The organism is Vibrio sp. OPT24 (assembly GCF_015163545.1).
Classification (GTDB): domain Bacteria; phylum Pseudomonadota; class Gammaproteobacteria; order Enterobacterales; family Vibrionaceae; genus Vibrio; species Vibrio cyclitrophicus.
Map to the genome: position 1 here is coordinate 43,815 of NZ_JADDYI010000016.1, position 22,273 is coordinate 66,087.

The following is a 22,273-nucleotide window of genomic DNA, read 5'->3' on the forward strand; positions in this document are numbered from 1 at the left end:
TCGTCACCAGAGTTCTTCATTAAATAACTCCAACTTCATTACGGAGTCGGTCAAAAATAGATCAAAGCAAAGAAAACGAGACAGACGATTTAACCCATTTTGGGGAAGAAAAAACTTAGAAAGGAATACTGTTGATTTTGATATGCATGTCACTCTATTCAGTAGAATCGTTTGCTTAGGATGGTATTTAGCCAATTTATCCACAAAATAATCAAATTTCACAAAACCAATAGAATTAGTGGTGCATCAAGATGCATTGCCATCTTAAAGTTCCGTCATTTAGATCATTAGTGTGATCAACCTCACCATAATAATTATAGTTTTCACTCCGTCTCACTTTTATTTGAGAACAAAATCGCTATTATGCTCGGCATTCGGACATATAAACACGCACGGATTAGCGGGTTACTTATTTCAAACATAGAGAGTTCCATTATGCGTAAATCACTTTTAACTCTTGGCCTACTTGCAGCAGCATCTGCTCCAGTAATGGCGGCTGATTATTCTGACGGCGACATCCATAAGAACGATTACAAATGGATGCAGTTCAACCTTATGGGTGCTATTGATGAACTTCCAGGCGAATCAACTCATGATTACCTAGAGATGGAATTTGGTGGTCGCTCTGGAATCTTCGACCTATACGGTTACGTTGATGTATTCAACCTAACTTCTGATCCAGGCAGTGATAAAGATGGCCAAGAAAAAATCTTTATGAAGTTTGCGCCACGTATGTCTCTTGACGGCCTAACTGGCAAAGATCTATCTTTCGGTCCAGTCCAAGAGCTTTATGTTTCTACACTTATGGAATGGGGCGGAAACTCTGGCGTTAACACTCAAAAAGTTGGTCTTGGCTCTGACGTGATGGTTCCTTGGTTGGGCAAAATTGGCCTAAACCTATACGGTACATACGATTCAAACAACAAAGATTGGAACGGCTACCAAATCTCGACTAACTGGTTCAAACCATTCTACTTCTTCGAGAATGGTTCATTCATCTCTTACCAAGGTTACATCGATTACCAATTCGGCATGGATGATGATAACAAAGCGTTGAATACATCAAATGGTGGCGTTATGTTCAACGGCCTTTACTGGCACTCAGATCGCTTTGCTGTTGGTTACGGCCTTAAAGGCTACAAAGACGTTTACGGTCTTAAAGATGACGGCCTAGCAGGTAAAACGACAGGCTTCGGTCACTACGTAGCGGTAACTTACAAGTTCTAATCGAACTTCTAAGAAAGTTTCCTAAATGGCACCCTCGGGTGCCATTTTTTATTGCTTTCATTTAATGCCTCGCTATCCTTGCAGCACCACTTTCTTATCTCGGTATTGCTGTGAACATTACTATTGTTGGGCCTGGGGCTATTGGCTCTTTGTGGGCGATAAAACTACTTCAAGCGGGTCATAATGTCTCTTTGTGGGGCCGCTCTGCTAACAACTCAATGGAACTATCATTGGATGAGCAAGCTTCTCTTTCCTTCAGTAATCACAATATCGAAAAGCTATCTGAAAGTGATTTAGTCATCTTCACGGTCAAAGCTTGGCAAGTAGAAGAAGCAACCACTCCGCTACTTCAACACCTCGATCCCGACACCATTCTCATGTTCCTGCACAACGGAATGGGTGCGGTCGATCAGATAGCAACTCAAATTGATGCTCACCCAGTAGTATTGGCGACTACCACCCAAGCTGCATTCAAACCCGACCGCAATAATGTATCTCACACAGGAATCGGCCAAACACAATTGGGGACTTTTAACCTCAAGGGTCAACAGTGCACTTTTTTAGTCGATGTGTTGGAACATGCCTTACCTACTGTAAGTTGGAACCCAGAGATAAAAACAGCGCTATGGACTAAGCTCGCCATCAATTGTGCCATCAACCCATTGACTGGGCTGGAACAAATCACAAACGGAGAGCTTGTTGACCAAAGATTTAGCGAAGTTTTGAGTTCTATAATTAGAGAAATCACACAAGTGATGCTGGCAGAAGGCATTACTTGTTCATTCGACGAATTAGAGACAAGTGTCAACAAGGTTATTCAAGCGACAGCAAAGAACAACTCTTCAATGAAGCAAGATATGTTTTACCAACGAAAGACAGAGATCGACTTCATTACCGGACACCTAATAAAGACGGCACTTAAGCATCAGATAGATGTTCCTGTTAACCAAAAGCTCTTCGATCAGGTTAAAGAACGAGAAAATAGTTGGAATCAGCAAGATTAGTCAGCAACCGTTCACAAGTCGCGATAAAATAACGATACCGCTCAGCATAACGCTAGCACCAATTTCCAAGATTTTAGGTAAAAATAGATGCTTGATATCAATCACATCCGAGAGCAGTTTCCTGCGCTATCACAAACCATCAACCAACAACCGTTGATTTACTTAGACAGCGCGGCAACGACACAAAAACCTCAGGTGGTTATTGATGCCATTAGCCAGTATTACTCCAAGCAAAATGCCAATGTTCATCGTGGTAGCCACAGCTTAACAGCGAACGCGACCAGTCAGTTTGAAGCAGCAAGAGATAAGGTCGCTCAGTTTATTGGCGCGACATCGTCAAAAGAGATCATCTGGACTCGCGGTGCCACCGAAGCGCTCAACCTAATTGCTCAAACCTACGCAAGAAGCACGCTTCAGCCCGGCGATGAGATCTTGGTTAGCGAAATGGAGCATCACGCCAACATTGTACCTTGGCAAATTGTGGCAGAACAAACCGGCGCTAGAGTCGTTAAAGTACCGATGACATCAGATTGTGAATTTGATCTACAAGCTTTTGATCATCTGCTTAATGATAAGACCAAAATTGTTGCATTAGCTCAGATAACCAACGTTACCGGTTCTCGTCAGCCGATTAAAGCTGTCATAGAAAAAGCCCACATGAAGAATGCGATTGTTGTGGTCGATGGCGCACAAGGCATCGTTCATGAGCCAGTTGATGTTTCTTCTTTAGATGCGGATTTCTATGTTTTCTCAGGGCACAAGCTCTATGCCCCTGCAGGTATCGGTGTCCTTTATGGCAAACTTGAATTGCTCGAAGTAATGCCACCTTGGCATGGTGGTGGCAAAATGGTCGAGCGCGTCTCTTTCTCTGGCACCACATTTTCTGAACTGCCTGGTAAATTTGAAGCTGGCACGCCAAACGTGGCGGGAGCCATCGCATTACGTACAGCGATAGAGTGGTTACATAAGTTTGAGCAGCACGATGTGGAAACTCACATCCACCAGCTACAACAGAAAACCTACCAAGCACTCAACCAATTGGATGATATCCAGGTTCTTGGCTACAAACCCAATTCAAGTGTGATTACTTTTGTGATGGACGGTGTTCACCATCAAGATATTGCGACACTGTTGGATCAACAAGGTATTGCGGTTCGAGCAGGACATCATTGTGCTCACCCATTGATGGATGCGCTTAATGTAAAAGGAACGGTTCGAGTTTCATTTGGTATTTACAACAACATGGATGATGTTGAAAAGCTCGTTGCGGCGATAGAAAAAGCCGTTGATATGCTATAGATAGTAAAGAATAACGAGTAGCGAAATTATTTAGGGTTGGCGTTTAGCGCCAACCCTTTTTGTTTCTGTGTATCTAAGAGATGCTAAGCACTTAGCTCTTGGATTTGAGCAACAATCGCTTTTAATCCATTACCGCGAGATGGGCTTAGATGAGTAATTAGACCGATGTTTTCAAAGTAACTATCAATATCGAACGATTGTATCTGTGCTGATGTTTTTCCATCAAAAGCAGACATCACTAATGCGATAAGGCCGCGAACGATACGAGCATCAGAATCAGCACAAAAGTACCAAACACCGTCGATGTTCTGAGAAACTAGCCAGACTTGGCTTTCACAACCAGAAACAACAACCTGCTCATTTTTCAGCTCGTCAGGCATGGTTGGCAGTTTCTTTCCCCATTGAATCACTTGACGATAACGGTCTTCCCAACCGCTGAAAGTCTGCATCTTTGCGACAATATCATCACTGGTAATTTCTTGGCCGAATGGAGAACTTGGAAATGACGTCATTTTTATATCCAGTAAATTCTTAGTAAGCTCAAAGTAACGAGTTACTTAGTATGCTTTTGAACGATCTTTTCTACGATACGTGAAACCGCCACAAAACCAAACGTAGCCGTTACCACCGTTGCTGCGCCAAAACCTGTCGCACAATCCATTCGTTTTGGCCCTTCTGCGGTCGCTTTCGCAGCACATACACTGCCGTCAGCTTGAGGGTATTTAAGTTGCTCAGTCGAGAACACACAATCGATGCCAAACTTACGTGCTGGGTTCTTAGGGAAATTGTGATGACGACGTAATGTGTCTTTCAATTTCTTCGCTAACGGGTCTTGAATCGTCTTAGTCAGATCAGCCACTTTGATTTGAGTTGGGTCGACTTGGCCACCCGCACCACCCGTGGTGATCACTTTGATTTTGTTACTACGACAATACGCCAACAGCGAAGCTTTAGCTTTCATGCTATCAATCGCATCGAGAACAAAATCGAACTCTTTCGACAAATACTCAGCCTGATTGTCAGGACCAATAAAGTCATCAATCAGGTTCACTTTACACTCAGGGTTAATCAACTTAACGCGCTCAGCCATCACTTCGATTTTGCTCTTGCCAACCGTACCCGACATAGCGTGGATCTGACGGTTAATGTTAGTCACGCACACGTCATCCATATCGATCAACGTTAGCTCACCTAAACCAGTACGTGCAAGCGCTTCAACCGCCCATGAACCGACGCCACCAATACCGATCACACACACATGTGCCGCTCTAAGTATGTCGACTTCACTATTGCCATACAGACGGCGAGTGCCACCAAATCGTTGGTCATAGTTTTCTGAAGCTGGTGTGGTCAATTCACGCATTATTGCCGCCAATTTATTTCTGAGAAAAAGAAAAGAGTGCGTTTTATACGCACTCTTGAATTAAAAGTCTAGGGGATTAGCGATTCGCTTTCAATGCCCTATTTTATCGTCGTTTACTCAAACTTCTCAGGAGGCAAAGCCCAAGGCGCTTCGGTTGCAGAGCCATCTAGGCCAAGTTTCCATACACGACCAAAGTGCTTATAGTGACCCGCTTCAGTACCCGCTCTTGGCCCCATACCATGGTAGAGATCTAAATGGTTCTGCTTAACTGCGCCGCCCGTATCCAAAACCAGTAACAATCTTAGTTGGTGCGCGCCGCTCCACGTGCCATCGGCATTCAACAATGGAACCTCAGCCAAAATAGGTGTACCCATAGGTAATATCGAACGATCTCCAGCAACGGCAGCCATTGGTAACAATGGAATACCAGCACTTCCCATTACCGACAAATCTGCTCTAGAACTAAAGAATACAAAAGAAGGGTTTTGTTCAAGTAGCTCTTTTACCACTTCAGGCTCATTCGCCAATACCCACTCTTTGATTGCTTTCAGTGACATTTTTTCACGAGGAACCAAGCCTCTATCGATCAATACACGACCAATACTCACATAAGCTTTGTTGTTCTTTCCTGCATAAGCAAAGTACTTGAGCGTGTCGTCGTCACCAAAATGCACAAAGCCACTACCTTGCACTTCCATCATAAACGGGTCGATACGGTTTGCTGCATAGCCAAGTTCAAGGCCTTGCCCATCCAACGCACCATTGTAGATTTCTTCGCGAGTGGGACACTCTTTACCGCAATCAGGGAGCCCATAGACAGGAAATTGATATTCTTCGTTCGCTTCATGGCGTAATTCTATGACTGGAGAAAAGTAACCAGTAAACAAAACATTACCTTGCTTATCGCCACCACCAAGTTGAGCGGTTTGAACACCGAAATTAGCTAATTCGCTAGGATCGCCACTCAGCATCGCCCACTCATTGAGTTGCTGATACAACGGTTCATAGATCTTAGCCATTGAAGGAGATTTAGAAACCACCATCTCAGCTTGTTCTGCAAATGCGGTGTAGTCTCTTGGTTTGTTGGATTCAACCTGATCGACCTTATTTAAGGTACGAGGAAATTCATCATCAAAGTGTTGTTGAGCACGATCGGTGGGTTGAGCACAGCCAAATAGTAAAGAGGCAGCAACAAGGGGAAGCCATTTTTTAATCACAAGAGTCATCCTAAAAATTCTATGCATCGAGGATGACAAAAACGGTCAGATAACACAATCTTAGATTGTAAGAGTTTACAGTAAGATAACCTATCGAACTGAATTAACCATATGTCCCTTAAGACGGAAGACAGGATTATAGTGAGCGTCTGAATCGAGCACCATCTCTGTGTTGTCAGAGTTAGTGATACGAAAACGATAGGCTCTATCTCCCGTCTTATATTCGAAGTAGTTCCCATCGAAATCAAAACTAGTCGACACAACAGATCCTCGTACTGACACACCATTGGCATTGAGCACAAATTCGTCCGTTACATAATGTGCAACGTCCTGCTCTACCCAAGTGCCATACAACAAGTGGTCAGGCGTTGCTGCATCTTGTACTCGTGAAAGCACATCGCTGAATAAAGAAACCACAGCAAATGAACCCACTAGGGCCAATACCATCAAGCAACGTTCGATGATCTTACGCTTCAATTTAGACTGATTGCGTTGTTCTGCTTCGCTGTAAAGGTTTTCCGTTATCTCATCGATCTTGTTCTTTCTTGCTGGCGCTTGCTGCATTCGGTTACTACTCATAAAGATGCTGTATATATTCTACACTGAGACCGTTTGTATAATGAAGTCTCGATGAGAATAGTTTGCGCTTTATTCCAAAAACATGTTGTTTAAATTTGAATTTAAATGCTAAATTAGCGAATAAATAAACAAAATGGACTTGTTCTGTGAAATTAAGAAGTACAGCGCTAGTAAAAGGCTTCAGACAATCAACACCTTACGTAAATGCTCACCGTGGCAAAACCATGGTCATTATGCTAGGAGGCGAAGCTGTTGCTGACAAAAATTTCGGCAACATTATTAGTGATATAGCCCTACTCCACAGCCTAGGAGTCAAGATTGTTCTCGTTCACGGGGCAAGACCACAGATAAATCAGCTGCTAGCAAAGCAAGATTGCCATACGCCTTACCATAAGAACATTAGAGTCACTGACGAATATTCTTTAGGGGTAGCGATGCAAGCCGCAGGTCAATTACAGCTGGCTATTACAGCTCGTCTTTCGATGAGCCTTAATAACACCCCAATGGCAGGCACTCAACTGAATGTGATGAGTGGTAACTTCATTACGGCTCAGCCGCTAGGCGTAGATGACGGTACGGATTATTGCCACAGCGGACGTATTCGTCGAATCGATATCGAAGGGATTAATCGCACACTTGATCAAGGCTCTATTGTCCTGTTAGGTCCAATTGCTAGCTCCGTGACAGGAGAAAGTTTTAACCTGCTTTCTGAAGAAGTCGCAACACAAGTCGCGATTCGCTTAAAGGCAGACAAGCTGATTGGATTTTGCTCCGAACAAGGGGTAACCGACGAAAGCGGTAATGTACTCGCCGAACTGTTCCCTAAAGACGCTAAACAAATCCTAGAACGCTTAACGGAGTCTCAGAATCCGACCGAAGATATGAGCACGGGAACACTACGCTTCCTAAAAGGTGCTATCTCCGCTTGTCGAGCCGGTGTTCCACGTTGCCACTTAATCAGTTACAAGGTCGATGGCGCGTTAATCCAAGAGCTGTTCTCTTTTGACGGTATTGGTACCCAAGTCGTGATGGCAAGTGCTGAGCAAGTAAGACAAGCTCAGATTGATGATATTGGTGGCATATTTGATCTCATTCGGCCCCTGGAAGAACAGGGTATCTTAGTTCGTCGCTCAAGAGAGCAGTTAGAACAGGAGATCCATCGCTTTACCATTATTGAAAAAGACGGGCTTATTATTGGGTGCGCTGCGCTTTATGCGTATCCAGAAGATCACATGGCAGAGATGGCGTGCGTCGCTATCCACTCTGATTATCGAGATGGGAACCGTGGTCAATTGCTACTGGATTACATGCGTCACCAATCCAAGTCTCGAGATATCGACCAGATATTTGTTCTTACCACGCACAGCCTTCATTGGTTCCGCGAACAAGGGTTTTACGAGATTGGGGTTGATGAATTACCGATGGAAAAGCAGGGGCTTTATAACTATCAACGAAATTCAAAAATCTTAGCATTGAACGTATAATTAAAAATTTAGATCGAAATCTCACTTTGTTCCAAAAATAATTGCAAATGTAATCGTTTACTATATGAGTTTTATCAAGTATGCACTTTAACTCACACCAATAATTGTATAGAATTTGCACGTTTTATGGATATAAACAAACGTTTTTATTGGAATACCCCCAATGTTTGAACCTGTAACATTGAGGAGGTCACTGCACGGATTGCTATCCCCGTTAACGTTTAGCACGACATCAATATGTTGAGCGTTAATATAAACAGCAAAAAGAGCAACATTGATATGAGAACCATTGTTTGTAATTCGCTGCAAAGTTTTTGGGATATGGCTGATAACCAATTCTTAGAAGGTTTAGACGTACACTGCGTTTTCCCTGTGAGCGAGAATCTAAAAGAGTTTATCTTGAACTGCCAAGCCAAATACAAGATAAACCATATATCATTTACTCGAGCGTTTTTAGGAACAGATTCTTAATAACGCTCAAAGCGACCAGGGATGGTTGCTTTATGTACTACCTTTTAGCCATTTAGCTGCGTTACCCCTCACTAGAACCCACTAACAGTTAAAGTGAACAACTCATTAGCCGGTTAAACGACTTCCTAAACCGCTAACTCGCTCTGTTTTCACTTTAATACCACGTTTTAGTACATTGGTATCACTGAACATCATCAATCGTTTCTTTGCACGCGTAATACCGGTATAGATAAGCTCTCGCGTTAGAATGGGGCTAAAATCTGGCGGCAGGATCATTAAGGTCAAATCAAATTCGCTACCCTGAGATTTGTGAATCGTCATCGCATAAGCCGTTTCATGATCGGGAACTCGGCTTGGAAGCACCGCTTTCACGCTGCCATCCGGCAATTCAAAATACACCTTCAATCTAGGCGCAGAACTCGCAGCTATTGAATGGGAAATATCATAAGAAGCACTACTGGAATCGGCCTCAAGCATGCAGATACCAATATCACCATTATATAAACCTAAACCATGGTCATTACGCGTTACCATTACTGGTCGCCCGTGATACCACAATTCGTCATTGTGCGGATTCACCAAACGTCTTGCTGCTAGCGCCCTTTCGATCCTGTTATTCAAACCTTTAACACCAAAATCGCCTTCACGAACGGAGCACAGCAATCGACATTTGCTGAACAAATCGAGAACCGATTTAGCTCGCGCTTCTTGAGTCTCTAGCTCGTTTAAAGGAACATTCATTCTATTGAGATACTCACCATACTCATTAACTAAGGTACGCAGCATCAAGTTATAGCTATCACTCGACAGCGGGTGATTTTCAATGTCTCCAAATCCTTTAGCAAACACTTGATCGACCTGATTAGCAGAGCCGTTATTGATTGCTTTTGCCAACTGCCCGATACCTGAACGAGCATCGAAACGATAACTCTTCTGCAGCATACACAAGCTATCTGCAATCGCAGGAGGGTTAACCGATCCAGCTTTGACCTGCCCTGTATTAGCTATCGCGTCAAAGCCTGTCATCTCCGCAATCAAATTACCTTGCGCTGTGCTGTAGCCTGTTGAATTAAACGAGCAGATATCACCTAACACCGCGCCCGCTTCAACTGAAGCGAGTTGGTCTTTATCCCCCAACAAGATAAGCCTTGCGTGTTCAGGGAGTGCATCCACCAGCTTATACATCATGGATAAGTCGACCATCGAAGCTTCATCCACCACCAAGATATCAAGGTGAAGTGGATTACGTCGGTTGTGTCTAAATTCCGCTCGATTAGGGATCGCGCCGAGTAATCTGTGTAAAGTACTCGATTCCGTTGGTATGTTGGCTTTTACTTCAGGCGCTAAAGGCAGCTGCTCAATCGCTTTGCCAATCGACTCTGTTAAACGTGCCGCCGCCTTACCTGTCGGTGCCACTAGCTTGATCGTCGGTGTTTTACCTTGGCTTAACGATTGCTCGACCATAGCCGACAGTAATTTGGTTACCGTGGTCGTTTTACCAGTACCCGGCCCACCAAAAATCACAGCAAAACGACGACTTAACGCCACTGCTGCTGCGACCTTTTGCCAGTTCAAACAGACGGATAACGGCACTAGGCTATCCAACACCTCTAGATCCATTACTTGCTTGGCTTGAACAATCACTTGGTCGATCGCGCCCCAATCTAGAGCCTGTTCATCAACGATATCGAGATGGTCACACACCAACTGTTGGCGTAACACCTGAGAGGTTTGTTGACTCGAACCAGCCTTGGCTAATGCGTTAAACAAAAAGTGATAACTGCGTGCGAATAACTGATTCAGCGTTTCAGTCAGCGCCTTCTTCTGTTCAATATTGAACTCTACTGGCTTACTTAAACGGTTTAACGTTTCAGCCAACACAACTTCGTAGTTCCAATAGCGCTGTAAATAAACTCGCTGTCCATCAAACATCAGCGGCTTAACGCAATCATTAGTTGTGCCAACTAGGTTTGACGATTGAAGTACCGCCACCCAATCAATACCTAATAACTTTTGATTCAGTTGCAGTGCCGTTTCACCGTACAACCCAAGTAACTGAGCAAGATCCGCCGTTTGTTCAGGGCCTACCGTATACTGCTGTATAAGCTGAGTACAGATATGCCCCTTGCCTAATTCATGGCTCACCACCCCTGCGAGAAAACCGACTTCTTGAGAGTGAGCCGCGGCTTGCTGAGCAATAAAACGGGCAAATTGATAATCCAACTGACGAATTGAGCCCTTATCAGCGAGGAACTTTAATACATCCATGAGTTGCTCAGGGATAAGTGAAACTGGCTTAACTGAGTTCGCTGTCTCTATGCTGGTATTAGTGGTCGTTGTCATTATAAAAGCCCCATCTGTCCAGTTTCATCGTCATTCAATTGTGCTAAACGTCTGTCTATCACTTTACCGTCAATCAATTGATCCATTTCATCGAGCAAAGCCAAGGTTGGTTTAGCCGAGAAAATACCTTGTTGAGATTGTCCGTCCATTCCTCTTAAGAACAAGTAATAAACCCCACCGAAATGTTGCTCATAACTGTAGTCAGCAACGCGGCTGCGTAAAAAGCGATGCAATGCCAACGCATAGATTTGATATTGCAGATCATAGCGATGGTCGGCCATCGCCGATTTCAATGCCTCACCATGATAGACGGCAACATCATCACCTAGATGGTTCGATTTCCAGTCGAGTACATAGTATTTACCTTGATGCTCAAACACTAAATCGATGAAGCCTTTCAGCATGCCTTGCACGGTTTGGAAACCTAGGTCGCCCGCCTTGGCCGACAAGGGATCATGATACTGAATGGTTTGATTCAGCTCAGATGCGGCCAACACTTCTATCGGCAACAAGAACTCCATCTCGACCAATCGTTGCGTTGAGTCTTTCTTGCTTAGCTTTAAGTCCTTACCATCTAACGCGGTGTTCAGCACCGTATCGACAAGTTGTTGAAGTACAGGTAACCACTCTATTTCGTATTGCTCTGATTCTAATAAGTGAGTGATTACTTGCGTGTTATATTCGCTGGTTGCTGGCTCGGTAAATTCAACATCCTCAAACAAGGTATGTAAGAAGGTACCTGGGCGAGCACCGCGAGGGAACGAAAATATAGAACGTTCCGGTTCAATCAATTCCGACTCGTCTTGTTCATCCGCTGAGTCGATATCGAAACCAGACACCTCAATGGTCGCATCATGGCTCGCGCCGTGACTGCCCTGTTTGACTAAGCCCGAATAACTGGTGATTCGCCAAGCTCGGTCAATTGAAGCCTTGAGTTCGTTAGCCTGTAACTCGTCACTCACTTGCTCTGTTTGTACAAACACTTGCTCGTGAGCTGTCGGAGTTTCAGACAGTAATACGCTTGAATTCTTACCCTCAATCGCTGACAAAGCTTGATGCAACTCAGCAATGCCTTGCTCTTGTCCGTTTTGAATCAAGTAGCCCATAGCACTTAAGTGAACACCGGTCGGCTCTTTGGTTGAGCGCCCTTTACGTAAAGGAGCCATACCAATAAAACAGCCATAAACCGCACGAGTAAGCGCCACGTAAATCAAACGTAGATCTTCTGCCAATCGCTCTTTATCCGCTTGTGCTAAAGCACTATCACTGCCCGTAATATCAAGTACCGTGGTATCTGAGTCATGGTCGTAGAATTTACCTTCACTCGCTTCTCGGTAGCTCGCCACGAACGGCAAAAATACGAGGTCATATTCCAAGCCTTTCGACTTATGAATAGTAACAATTTGAACTAAGTTTCTTTCTGATTCAAGGCGTTGAATGTCGTCTTCACTGCCACCTAAACCATTTTGAGCATCGGAAATCGCTTCTGCTAACCAGCGCAGCAAGCCATAATCACTGTCGAGTTCCTGCCTTGCTTGCTGTAGCAATTCGCCAATGTGCATTAAATCAGTGAGTGAGCGCTCACCATTTTCTTCTTCCAGTAAACGTTCCGCGAGATGTCGTTTACTGATCACACTGCGAAGCATTGGTAACACACCACGTTGCAGCCACAACTTACGATATTCTCGAAATTCGTTAACGACGTTTTCCCAAACCACTTCATCGTTGTTGAGTTCATCCAATGAGGCGGCATCCAGAGCAAACAACTCCGACGCTAAACTGGCGCGTAATGCACGGTCATTTTCAGGTGTCAGCACCGCCTGTAGTAAACGCTGAATATCTTGTGCGACCAAGCTGGTGAAAACGCTATCTCGGTTAGACAAATACACGCTTGCAATGCCTTGTTCAGACAACGCGTTCTTAATCAGGCGACCTTCACTACCAGTTCGAACCAAGACTGCAATATCACCCGCATTCACAGCATGTTGTTTTTTGCCGTTATCAAAATAGGCTTGTTGATTTTGAGAAGCGGTCAGAATAGTTTGAATTTGACTCGCCGTCGCCTCAGCCATGGCTTTGTGATATTCGCCCTTTGGTAACGGCTTGTCTTCAGCCTCTTGCAGCCAAAAGGTGAGTGCGTGCTGAGTTTCACCATTCATCACCCACTGGCGTTTGTCAGCCGATGGGCTGGCTGCGACAGGTAAGAATGGAATATCTTGATCGTAGATAAACGGGCTATCCGAATTCATAAACACTTGGTTTACCGCACTGACCATGTCAGCACTCGAACGCCAGTTAGTCCCCAGCGTGTAGTGAGCACTAACTTGGTTTCTCGCCTTAATGTAGGTAAAGATATCCGCACCACGGAAGCCGTAAATTGCCTGCTTCGGATCACCGATCATAAACAAACCGCATTGCGGGTTATCTAAATAGATTCGGCTAAAAATACTGTATTGCAACGGATCGGTATCTTGGAATTCATCAATCATCGCTACTGGGTATAAGGTGCGAATTCTCTCCACCAGCAGTGATTGCTCATCTACATCGATTGACGCGGATAACTGAGTCAGCAAATCATCAAACGATAACCACTGCTTCTGCTGTTTAGCCTTAGCCAACATAGTTCGACAATGAATAATCGCATGTGCCAGCAAAGGAGCTTTTAGATCTGCTGGAGAATTTAAGAAGTCTTCAATCGCTTCGAAAACTGCGTGTTGAGGTGCAGTGCCTTTTGGTGTTTTTTCAATTAACGTTGCTTGTGAGAACTTCTCTAGTTTATCTGGAAACTGGTAATCATGAGTGTCGCTTTGCGCCCATGCTGTGACGGCTTCTAACCAAGTCGGCAAAGACTTCTTAGTGTAGCTGCGCTTATTCACATCCGATCCAGAAATCAAAGCCAAAAAGTCCGCTTCGGATTCACACCACAACGCCTTAAGTTGCTTCACTTTATCTAAGTTTTGATTGTGCAGAGTTTGCAGGTCTCCCGACATCGCATCTACCGTCAATTTCAGCGGAGAGCCCGTCAGATAGCGATTTACATCGGCAAGTAACGAAGCGGGAGAACCCCAAATATTTCGCACCTCACCTGCAAGTTGAATGGGTAACGGATAAAACTGTTTACGCCAGTAGTCGGCAACCACTTGTGCTTTCAGATGGCTTTCATCGGTCACAAATTCATTATCAAAGCGGCTTCCAGACTCGAAGGCATTCTGAGTCAACATTCTCTGACAGAAACCGTGAATGGTGTATACCGCCGCTTCATCCATTTGTCTTTCAGCATTGAGCAGAGTTTTCGCCGCACCAGCATGATCATCGATGGCTTGTAAGAGAGGAGCAATCACTGGGTCGTCACTTTGACCACGAGCAAACGCAATACGTGCATCATGGATTCGCGCACGAATACGATCGCGTAGCTCTGCGGTTGCCGCTTCAGTAAAAGTCACAACCAGAATTTGGTCTACGGTCAGCGGCTCATGGTGTCGAGTAGCTTCCGTCAGATCGCCTTGCGGCGCAGCAGTACCGTGCCCGAGCAGTAAACGTAAATACAAGCCAGCAATAGTAAATGTTTTACCCGTACCCGCTGATGCTTCAATTAAACGCGCGCCATGAAGTGGAAACGTCATGGTATCAAGTGTTTGTGGAACGATTACCTGAGCACTGCTTGTAGTCGTCATGCCTTACTGCCTTCTGATAAATGTGTTGTTACAAATGTGACCTAGCGTAGAAAATGTCATTCAATTTACGTCCTACGCCAATTTGTTAATAGTTAGTGCGATCTCTCTCACGGATCAATTCAGATCGCCTCGCTACTATGCGCCCACGAGTTCAGGAGCGCCTACGAGTTTTATACTCATGCGTTACTTTGAACCACTGAATAATGGTCCCTCTGACCTGTGGCCGTACAGCGAACGCCCTACACTAATAATGATTTACTGGCGGCCACTTTATTTCCTGTACCTTGATTCCTCATAAACGACTTCCTCTCGTCATTTTATAAGCCCTGCACACCAAGTTTACATCTAACTCTTTATTTCCCATGCTTTTATTCAAACGCATCTCTTTGATAAGCATATTGTTGGTGATCTTGCTGATCACTGCCGATTATTCCTGATCTTCAAGATCGGCAGCGGCGAGTCTTGCGGCCTGCAGCACAAGCGTTGAATACATTCGCGACTCAGCAGCCAGAGCATCATCCCACTTAGACCAAATACGTGAGATGTAAGTATCTCGACCCTCGCCAGTAAAGGCGAAGCTGTCATTAAAGGTATCAGCCATTTTCTTTAGGGACTTTTCTTCGTCATCAACCCATTTACCGCGGCTAAAGCCCGCTTCAACACCAGCTAACGCGGTTTTCGGGAAGTAAGGCAGTGGTGCTGTCATGCCTTGATAAAACAGTCGTACTAACTCAGCCAGCAAACTCTTCGCCTGAAGCGCATCGCCAATAGGTTGTAGCGTTTGGTGAACCACGCCTTCTTTTCTGTCGTAGCCAATAATATGGGTCGTTTTTCCATGTCCCATCACTGCACAACATAGATGATCAATCCACGCTGCCAAATAATCTTGAGAGCGTATTTTACCGCTACGGAAACGAACTAGACCCGATTGATAGTTTTTAGTTAACCAACCCATCAAACGAACAGGTTTGCCTTCGCCTAACACATCAAATTCGATATTCACTTCGAGATCTTGCTGCGGTGATCCGCTCACAAATCGAATTTCTTTGGCTAAGTCTTCCGCTTGAACACGGTTGGTTTCAAATTCGATATCACCAAAGGCGCCGACCGGTAATCGACCCTGTGCTTTTTGCTCAGAGACAAACAGGCGCACCGCTTCATCTGCACCTTCAGGATGGTCCAGCAACACTTGCAGCAGCGCATCTTTAAGCTGGAAGCTCTCTAGTCCATTGAGTACGAACGGCTCATCGTCTTCCATCACAGGAAGTGGCGGTTCAAACACCACTTTTAGACGGCGATTAAAGAAGTACTGCACTGGCAAACGCCAAAAACGCTGTAACTCAACCAAGTCGAGTTCCAACGGGTACGTTGCACCCAACAAATAGTCATCCAAGGCACGATTGAATTCACCACTACGTTCACCGGAACGGTTAGCCGCAGGAAGCCATTCTTTGGCGTAACTCAGCACATGGTTTGCGTCACCTTGAGTAAACGCCGCAGGGCTGAATGGTGTCATGGTGTGTTCAAAGCTGATCGCTTGAGTCAGGTTGATACCAGAATCATCGCTTGGCAACGCTTGGTCTTCACTTAAGCAGTAGTTCTGCTGGCAGTACTCGATCAACTCTGAAACCAATACCGACGGCACTCGCTCGGTATTATCTTGAATCGAGCGGCCGACATAGCTGATGTATAAACATTCTTGCGCTGACAGCATCGCCTCTAAGAATAGGTAGCGGTCATCATCACGGCGAGAACGATCGCCAGGTCGTGTGCGTCCGTTCATTAGATCAAAACCTTCTGGCGGCATTGAGCGAGGGTAAACACCATCGTTCATGCCTAACAAGCAGACGGTTTTGAACGGAATAGAACGCATCGGCATCAAGGTACAAAAGTTAACTTGGCCAGCTAAGAATCGCTGGCTAATACGCGCGCCAGATAACTTATTATTGAGGTACTGGTAGATAATGCTTGGCGACAGTTCTTGTTCATACAAGGCATCATCAAGCTGTTCATTCAGTTGCGAAAGTGCATCGCGAATCGATTTGAGCACCACCTCGCCTTCCAGTTCAACCGCAAAGAAATCATCAATCATTTGCAGCAAGGTTTCACGCCACATATCGATAGATTGGGTTTCAGTTAAGCGTTGACGGTAATGTGCGATACGATCGATAAAGTGCGCTAACTTACCAGCAAGTTCGGCGTTAATGCCTTGAACTTCGTTATAAGCAGCAATCGGAGAGTGTTCGGTTTCAAACAAACCTGCGGAATCCGACATCGCATAGCCTAAGAGCATGCGCTGGATACCGAATAGCCAAGTGTTTTGCTCAGTAGCAGGCAAGTCAAACTCCGTTGCGGTAGACGAGTCGACGCCCCAACGAATACCCGCTTCTTCAACCCACAGCTTAGCTTGCTCGAATTGAAATTCATCGATACCAAAGCGTGCCATCATCGCTGGAATTTCTAATAACTCTAATAACTCAGAAGCTAAACAACGCGTGTTCGGTAGCGCGACCAACTGCATGAAGGCGGTCAGAATTGGGCTTTCTTGGTCAGCCGTTCTATCAGAGATCGAGTAAGGGATATAACGCTCACCCGGAGCATTACCAAATACCGCCTGAATCGCTGGGCTATAAGCATTAATGTCAGACACCATCACGATGATATCGCGTGGTTTCAGTGTCGGGTCTGCATCAAACATTGCCAACAGTTGGTCGTGGAGGACTTCCACCTCACGCATTGGGCTGTGACACGCATGTAAAGTCAGTGAACGATCGCCAAGCTCAACCACCTGTTTATGATTACTGGAATCTAAGATGTGATCATCTTGATGTTCTTCTAGCTGGAGAATATCGGCTTGCAATTGATGGAGCAGGCTGTCTCTCTCTACATCAATAAAGAACTCGTGCTCTTCACTGTCTGATTGAGATAGCAAAAACAGGTTATCTCTGCCCAATTTACCCATAGACGCCAACAAGCTATTACCGACAGCTTGGCTAGTATGCAGTTCATCTTCAACGTTGGCTTCAATGCTATCTTTCAAAGGTGATACTTCACCTTCTAGCTGAGGTAAACCATCAACCAACGCAAACTGCTTACGACGCTGCGCTTCAACTCTTGCCAAGTATTTACGATCGCGAATATCGCCCCAATAATGTTGGCAAGGATTGGTAAACATCAAATGAACATCAATCTGCTCACCAAGTGCTTTCAACGCGTCCATATAACGAGGAGGCAGCGAAGAGATACCAAACACAAACAGACGCTTAGGTAAGTGTTGTAGCTGACCTTGTTGATTGGCTAACGCTTCAATAAAGTCGTGATACAAGTTACCACGGTGATACTTCGATTGGCCTTGAGACAGGGTTTGCTCATAGAGTGTCTTCCACAAAGTTGGCTGCCAAGGATGTTCTTGTTGCCCCTCATCATCAATTAACTCGGCAACGGGCTCTCCCGCTTCCCACATCGCCATCCACTCCGGTCGATACACCAAGTATCCATCGAAGATATCGGCAATTTTCTCTGCCAATTGGTACAACTTCGAATCATCTTCGTCGTTTTCAAGGTAGCGTTGTAGAGGTAAAAAACCAGGGTGGTCAAGCTTAGCGGGTAGCAAACTCATCAGCTTCCACGTCATCGCTTCTTTGTTAAAAGCACTGCGTTTAGGTACATCAGGAAGCACTTGGGTAAACATATCCCAAATGAAGGTTGCTGGAAGTGGGAAATCGATATTTGCTGCTACGCCAAACTCTTTGGCGAGTTCCATCTTAAGCCATTGAGACATGCCTGGGCTCTGAACCAAGATCTGCTCTTTTTCGAAAGGATTGGCTAAAGGGTCACTTTTAATTAAGTGAACGAGAAGGATTTTTAAAGTATCAACTTTATTGGAATGGTAAACAGTAAACAAAGTGCACTCACGCTAATCTTGCCACAATATAAAGCCAGATTAGCATAAGTGCTGAGTTTGGATTAGGAATATAAGCTGATGAAATACCGAAAGCTTAAGCTCTGTTTACCTTTTGAACTATTGCTTCTTACAGTCTACCCGCTACCGCACCTAAAACACGATGAGGTTTGTAGTTCATGTAGTAACGAACAGCGACATAACCGACCACCAAGGTTGCCACAATCAGTTCTAGGTACGCTAGATTGAACACTTGGCTAATGTATTGTGCTTCAACACCTTGTACTTGCATCCAAGCCGCCAATTTAAACAAAGCTGTTGCACCGATTACAATTGGGAAGGTAAACGCTGCGTAACCTGGGCTAAATGGCAGGCGAAGTAGTTTGAAGAACGCCACGTAAATAATGAACGTCATTAACACCGCAATACCAAATAACAGACCAATGATCACTGGTGAAGGTGTTGCAGTAACAGTTAAGTAACCCGCTAAAGATAAACTCGCTGGTGCCGCCATAATTGCAATGGTTGGTTTTGCTGCATCTGGCACTTCATGAGAAAAGATCAAACGGTAGATCATGAGCGGTAGCATTACAGCATAAACCAACAAGCCAAACACTAAAGTTGCGTGTGCCACTGGTTCTAAAATAGGGTTCCCAGAGAAAGAAACGTCTGCCACGATAATACCGATCGGTGGGACAAACCAACTCGGTACCATGTGGTGTATCTCAAAGTTTTTAGCTCTGTGGTACAAAAAGCTCACTAAGAAAACAACATGCAAAGCCACTGAAGCTAACCACATTGCTTCTTGCAGAAACTGAGAGATTGGGGCCAACGAAGCTGAAACCACCATACAACCCATCGCGAATGTAGGAACAACACTGCCGACAACAGGATGAGCAAGATCTTCACGCAAAAGGTGACCATGAATTAAAAATTTCACGGCTAAAACAAGAAGTAATACCGCAGCAATACCAGCACTGATCCACTGCACCAAACCCGGAGTGGATAAGATACCTTGCGCGACTAAAACGCCATCCCAACACCAGCCCAAGCTTGCAATTGCTAGTGCCAACCCAGCCATGGGTGTTGGAGCTCCTGTTAATCTATATTTAATACGTTGAATCATGTCAGCCTCTCTTAAACTTAATTCACTCAATTTGTGAACTCATCAGCTTGTTGAAGCCATAATACGCTTGCGCTTCGTTTAACAATATCCAATTATATATAACAAGCGTTCATTAATTCTGAACGAAATTTATTTCACCAACAGTGTAGAAATAGGAATCTGATGGCTAATATTTCAATCAAACAACTCAAAGTGTTTGTCACCATTACCCAACACTCAACGCTTACCTCAGCGTCAGAAGCCCTGTTTTTATCAAAGGCAGCTGTGAGCATGGCGCTAGGTGAAATGGAAAAACAACTGGGTCACTCTCTATTTGACCGGGTCAACAACCGATTAATTCTCAATCAGGAAGGACAAAAGTTACTTCCCTTAGCTGATGAAATACTTCACCGAGCGGCAGGCATCGATGTGTTGTTCCGTGATGACCAACCATTAAGTGGCAATCTAAAGGTCGGTGCGAGTGACACGATTGGTAATCAAGTGGCACCCTTTATTTTGTCAGGCTTCCGTGAGCGAACTCAGCATCAAGATCAAAGCTTGTTCATTTCAAACAGTGCCCTGATCTGTCAAAAGTTGGTGGATTATGAACTGGATATTGCGCTAATTGAAGGAAAAACACTTCATCCAGAACTGCTCTCAAGCCAATTCAGTAGCGATGAAATGTGTATTATTGTTAGTAATCAACACTCTTTAGTGGCAAAAGACAAAGTTAATTTGAGAGATTTAGAAGGCAGCCACTGGATACTTAGGGAATCAGGTTCAGGAACTCGTGAGTTCTTCCTGCGTACCGTTGCTCCTCGTATAGAGCATTGGTATGAGTCATTTGAGCTAAATACCACGGAAGCGATCATCAACTCTGTTTCTGCAGGTCTTGGCTTTGCCTGTTTATCGCGTTTAGCGGCACAACGCGCGATTGATTCAGGCCGAGTGAAAGCACTTGATGTACCACTCGACATGAAACGCCGATTTTGGATACTGGTCCATAAAGACAAATATCAAAGCCCACTGCTGAAATCTTTCATGGATTATTGTGAAGACTGGGCTACACATCAAGATTGAGGCCGCATAGTTAGGCCCTCAACTGGACTTTTTGCACCAGAAACTGTATAAAAAGCCAGTAAAATTTATCAAACTTAGAGGATTAACCATGGCTGTTATCGTCAAGTACGTGGTGGAACGCAACGGAGAAGAGAAAATGACTTTTACCTCTAAAGCCGAAGCTGACGCATACGACAAAATGCTGGATATGGCTGATGAGCTTTTTGAACTGTTAGGCAAAAGCGATTTAGTTGAAGATGAAGGCAAGCAAGAAGAACTTGCAATGTACCTAGCGAAGAACAAAGAAGAAGTTCTTTACGCATTGGGCGCTAAGCGCAAACCAGTACCAAAGAAAGCGAAGAAGCTTGAAGCTGTTGAAGATGCAGAAGAAGATGCAGCATAACTAGCTGCTCCCTTTCTAAAAAACGTCAATAACACCTCTAACAAGAGTCCGTTATTGGCGTTTTTTTATACTTATTGAAATATAATAAAGCTTGTTTATAGTCGAAATCGCTCTAAACATTCGCTTGCACAAAAGTGTGATAAAGATCTAATCTATAGCCATCAGGTGATGGGGTTCCACCTAAGCTTTTGCTTCAACCGCCCGTTCTTTCGAACAGTGCTAATGACTCCTACAGAATCGAAAACAGGTAATACTGTTGGACGTATCGCTATTCCTCCATTTTGAAATGGACTTAGTCTATTAAGACCAAGCTTCATGACACCTTTGGATTATCGATACTCAAGATCTGTAGTGAATTAGCCGCACCTCTTCCAACACGTCCTGTTTTCTCAACGCCCTAGGTCTTAAATGGCTCTATCAATGAGAAAACATTATGCACTACTCTTCAGAAATTCAATCAATGTGCCCTATTCAAAGGGGTGATCTTCACACTTCAGCTCCAATTCCAGTTGAAGGCGCCATGGTTAGCCCAAAAGATGTCATCGCTATTTCTGGCTTAAGCCATGGCGTAGGCACTTGTGCACCACAACAAGGTGCAGCCAAACTGACGCTCAACGTAAAAAACGGCATCATCGAAGAAGCACTAATCGAAACGATTGGTTGTTCAGGCATGACTCAATCAGCCGCGATGGCAGCCGAAATCCTCACAGGAAGAACCATTCTTGAGGCCCTGAATACTGACTTAGTGTGTGACGCGATTAACGTAGCCATGCGCGAAATCTTTCTGCAATTTGTTTACGGTCGAACTCAATCTGCATTCTCTGAAGGCGGCCTAGAAATTGGCGCGGCATTAGAAGACCTAGGTCAAACACAACGTAGCCAAGTAGGTACTAGCTATTCAACTTCAGCGAAAGGCGTTCGTTACCTAGAGCTAGCCGAAGGTTACGTGACCAAGCTTGCACTTGATGACCATAGCGAAGTAATTGGCTACGAATATCTCAACCTCGGCAAAATGATGAAGGCGATGAATCAAGGTATGTCAGCCAATGAAGCAGCAGACCTTGCTATGGGAACCTACGGTCGCTTCGATGAAGCTGTAACCACCATTAATCCACGCCAACAATAATTTTTGCCAATTTAGAGG

16 protein-coding genes and 1 riboswitch are annotated in these 22,273 nt (G+C 44.6%); of the genes, 8 read left to right on the forward strand and 8 right to left on the reverse strand.

Annotation, left to right across the window (positions count from 1 at the left end; all coding sequences use genetic code 11):
* The first annotated feature begins 435 nt into the window (after positions 1 to 435).
* The 3 genes from IQO02_RS05040 to csdA all read left to right on the forward strand — a co-directional run bounded on the left by IQO02_RS05040 (position 436) and on the right by csdA (position 3,530).
* Complete coding sequence (locus IQO02_RS05040; protein WP_010439030.1) at positions 436 to 1,227, forward strand: outer membrane protein OmpK; 792 nt, start codon at positions 436 to 438, stop codon at positions 1,225 to 1,227.
* 110 nt (positions 1,228 to 1,337) lie between these two features.
* Positions 1,338 to 2,231 carry a 2-dehydropantoate 2-reductase gene (gene panE, locus IQO02_RS05045; protein WP_016768334.1) on the forward strand — a complete coding sequence of 298 codons (894 nt, stop codon included), beginning with the start codon at positions 1,338 to 1,340 and terminating at the stop codon, positions 2,229 to 2,231.
* A gap of 87 nt (positions 2,232 to 2,318) precedes the next feature.
* Entirely contained in the window at positions 2,319 to 3,530 is a 1,212-nt protein-coding gene (gene csdA, locus IQO02_RS05050; RefSeq protein ID WP_010439023.1) for a cysteine desulfurase CsdA, read from the forward strand.
* Between the two features lie 83 nt (positions 3,531 to 3,613).
* On the opposite strand, the gene csdE is transcribed toward csdA, so the two are convergent.
* From csdE to IQO02_RS05070, 4 genes are all read right to left on the reverse strand, one after another.
* Positions 3,614 to 4,042 (reverse strand): cysteine desulfurase sulfur acceptor subunit CsdE, encoded by a 429-nt coding sequence (gene csdE, locus IQO02_RS05055; protein ID WP_016768336.1) that lies wholly within the window; start codon positions 4,040 to 4,042, stop codon positions 3,614 to 3,616.
* Positions 4,043 to 4,083: 41 nt separating this feature from the next.
* Positions 4,084 to 4,893, reverse strand: a complete 810-nt coding sequence (tcdA, locus tag IQO02_RS05060) for a tRNA cyclic N6-threonylcarbamoyladenosine(37) synthase TcdA (protein ID WP_016768337.1) — start codon at positions 4,891 to 4,893, stop codon at positions 4,084 to 4,086.
* Positions 4,894 to 5,006: 113 nt separating this feature from the next.
* A complete protein-coding gene (gene mltA, locus IQO02_RS05065; protein ID WP_016784792.1) occupies positions 5,007 to 6,119 on the reverse strand; it encodes a murein transglycosylase A in 1,113 nt (370 codons plus the stop codon).
* Positions 6,120 to 6,200: 81 nt separating this feature from the next.
* On the reverse strand, positions 6,201 to 6,674 hold the full coding sequence (locus IQO02_RS05070; protein ID WP_010438996.1) for a DUF2850 domain-containing protein: 474 nt from the start codon (positions 6,672 to 6,674) through the stop codon (positions 6,201 to 6,203).
* A 161-nt stretch (positions 6,675 to 6,835) separates the two neighbouring features.
* Here IQO02_RS05070 and argA point away from each other — a divergent pair, with 161 nt between their 5' ends.
* Positions 6,836 to 8,173 (forward strand): amino-acid N-acetyltransferase, encoded by a 1,338-nt coding sequence (argA, locus tag IQO02_RS05075; protein ID WP_010438993.1) that lies wholly within the window; start codon positions 6,836 to 6,838, stop codon positions 8,171 to 8,173.
* A 279-nt stretch (positions 8,174 to 8,452) separates the two neighbouring features.
* On the forward strand, positions 8,453 to 8,644 hold the full coding sequence (locus IQO02_RS05080; protein WP_008223046.1) for a hypothetical protein: 192 nt from the start codon (positions 8,453 to 8,455) through the stop codon (positions 8,642 to 8,644).
* Positions 8,645 to 8,749: 105 nt separating this feature from the next.
* Here IQO02_RS05080 and recD read toward each other — a convergent pair whose 3' ends face one another.
* The 4 genes from recD to IQO02_RS05100 form a co-directional block, all read right to left on the reverse strand.
* Positions 8,750 to 10,990, reverse strand: a complete 2,241-nt coding sequence (recD, locus tag IQO02_RS05085) for an exodeoxyribonuclease V subunit alpha (protein WP_193838513.1) — start codon at positions 10,988 to 10,990, stop codon at positions 8,750 to 8,752.
* Positions 10,987 to 14,661 carry an exodeoxyribonuclease V subunit beta gene (recB, locus tag IQO02_RS05090; protein WP_016799451.1) on the reverse strand — a complete coding sequence of 1,225 codons (3,675 nt, stop codon included), beginning with the start codon at positions 14,659 to 14,661 and terminating at the stop codon, positions 10,987 to 10,989. The genes recD and recB overlap by 4 nt, the downstream gene beginning before the upstream one ends.
* Positions 14,662 to 15,088: 427 nt before the next feature.
* Positions 15,089 to 18,565, reverse strand: coding sequence for an exodeoxyribonuclease V subunit gamma (gene recC, locus IQO02_RS05095; protein WP_016796886.1), 3,477 nt, complete (start codon positions 18,563 to 18,565; stop codon positions 15,089 to 15,091).
* Positions 18,566 to 18,692: 127 nt separating this feature from the next.
* Complete coding sequence (locus tag IQO02_RS05100; RefSeq protein ID WP_016796885.1) at positions 18,693 to 19,643, reverse strand: TDT family transporter; 951 nt, start codon at positions 19,641 to 19,643, stop codon at positions 18,693 to 18,695.
* 207 nt (positions 19,644 to 19,850) lie between these two features.
* Between IQO02_RS05100 and IQO02_RS05105 the strand changes: the two genes are divergently transcribed.
* From IQO02_RS05105 to IQO02_RS05115, 3 genes are all read left to right on the forward strand, one after another.
* On the forward strand, positions 19,851 to 20,747 hold the full coding sequence (locus IQO02_RS05105; protein WP_016796884.1) for a LysR family transcriptional regulator: 897 nt from the start codon (positions 19,851 to 19,853) through the stop codon (positions 20,745 to 20,747).
* Between the two features lie 88 nt (positions 20,748 to 20,835).
* Entirely contained in the window at positions 20,836 to 21,129 is a 294-nt protein-coding gene (locus IQO02_RS05110) for a YebG family protein (protein ID WP_010438976.1), read from the forward strand.
* Between the two features lie 155 nt (positions 21,130 to 21,284).
* Positions 21,285 to 21,368: riboswitch (Fluoride riboswitch) on the forward strand.
* Positions 21,369 to 21,562: 194 nt separating this feature from the next.
* The gene (locus IQO02_RS05115) at positions 21,563 to 22,255 is read left to right on the forward strand and encodes an iron-sulfur cluster assembly scaffold protein (protein ID WP_016768344.1); all 693 of its coding nucleotides are present in this window, start codon (positions 21,563 to 21,565) and stop codon (positions 22,253 to 22,255) included.
* The last annotated feature ends 18 nt before the right edge of the window (positions 22,256 to 22,273 follow it).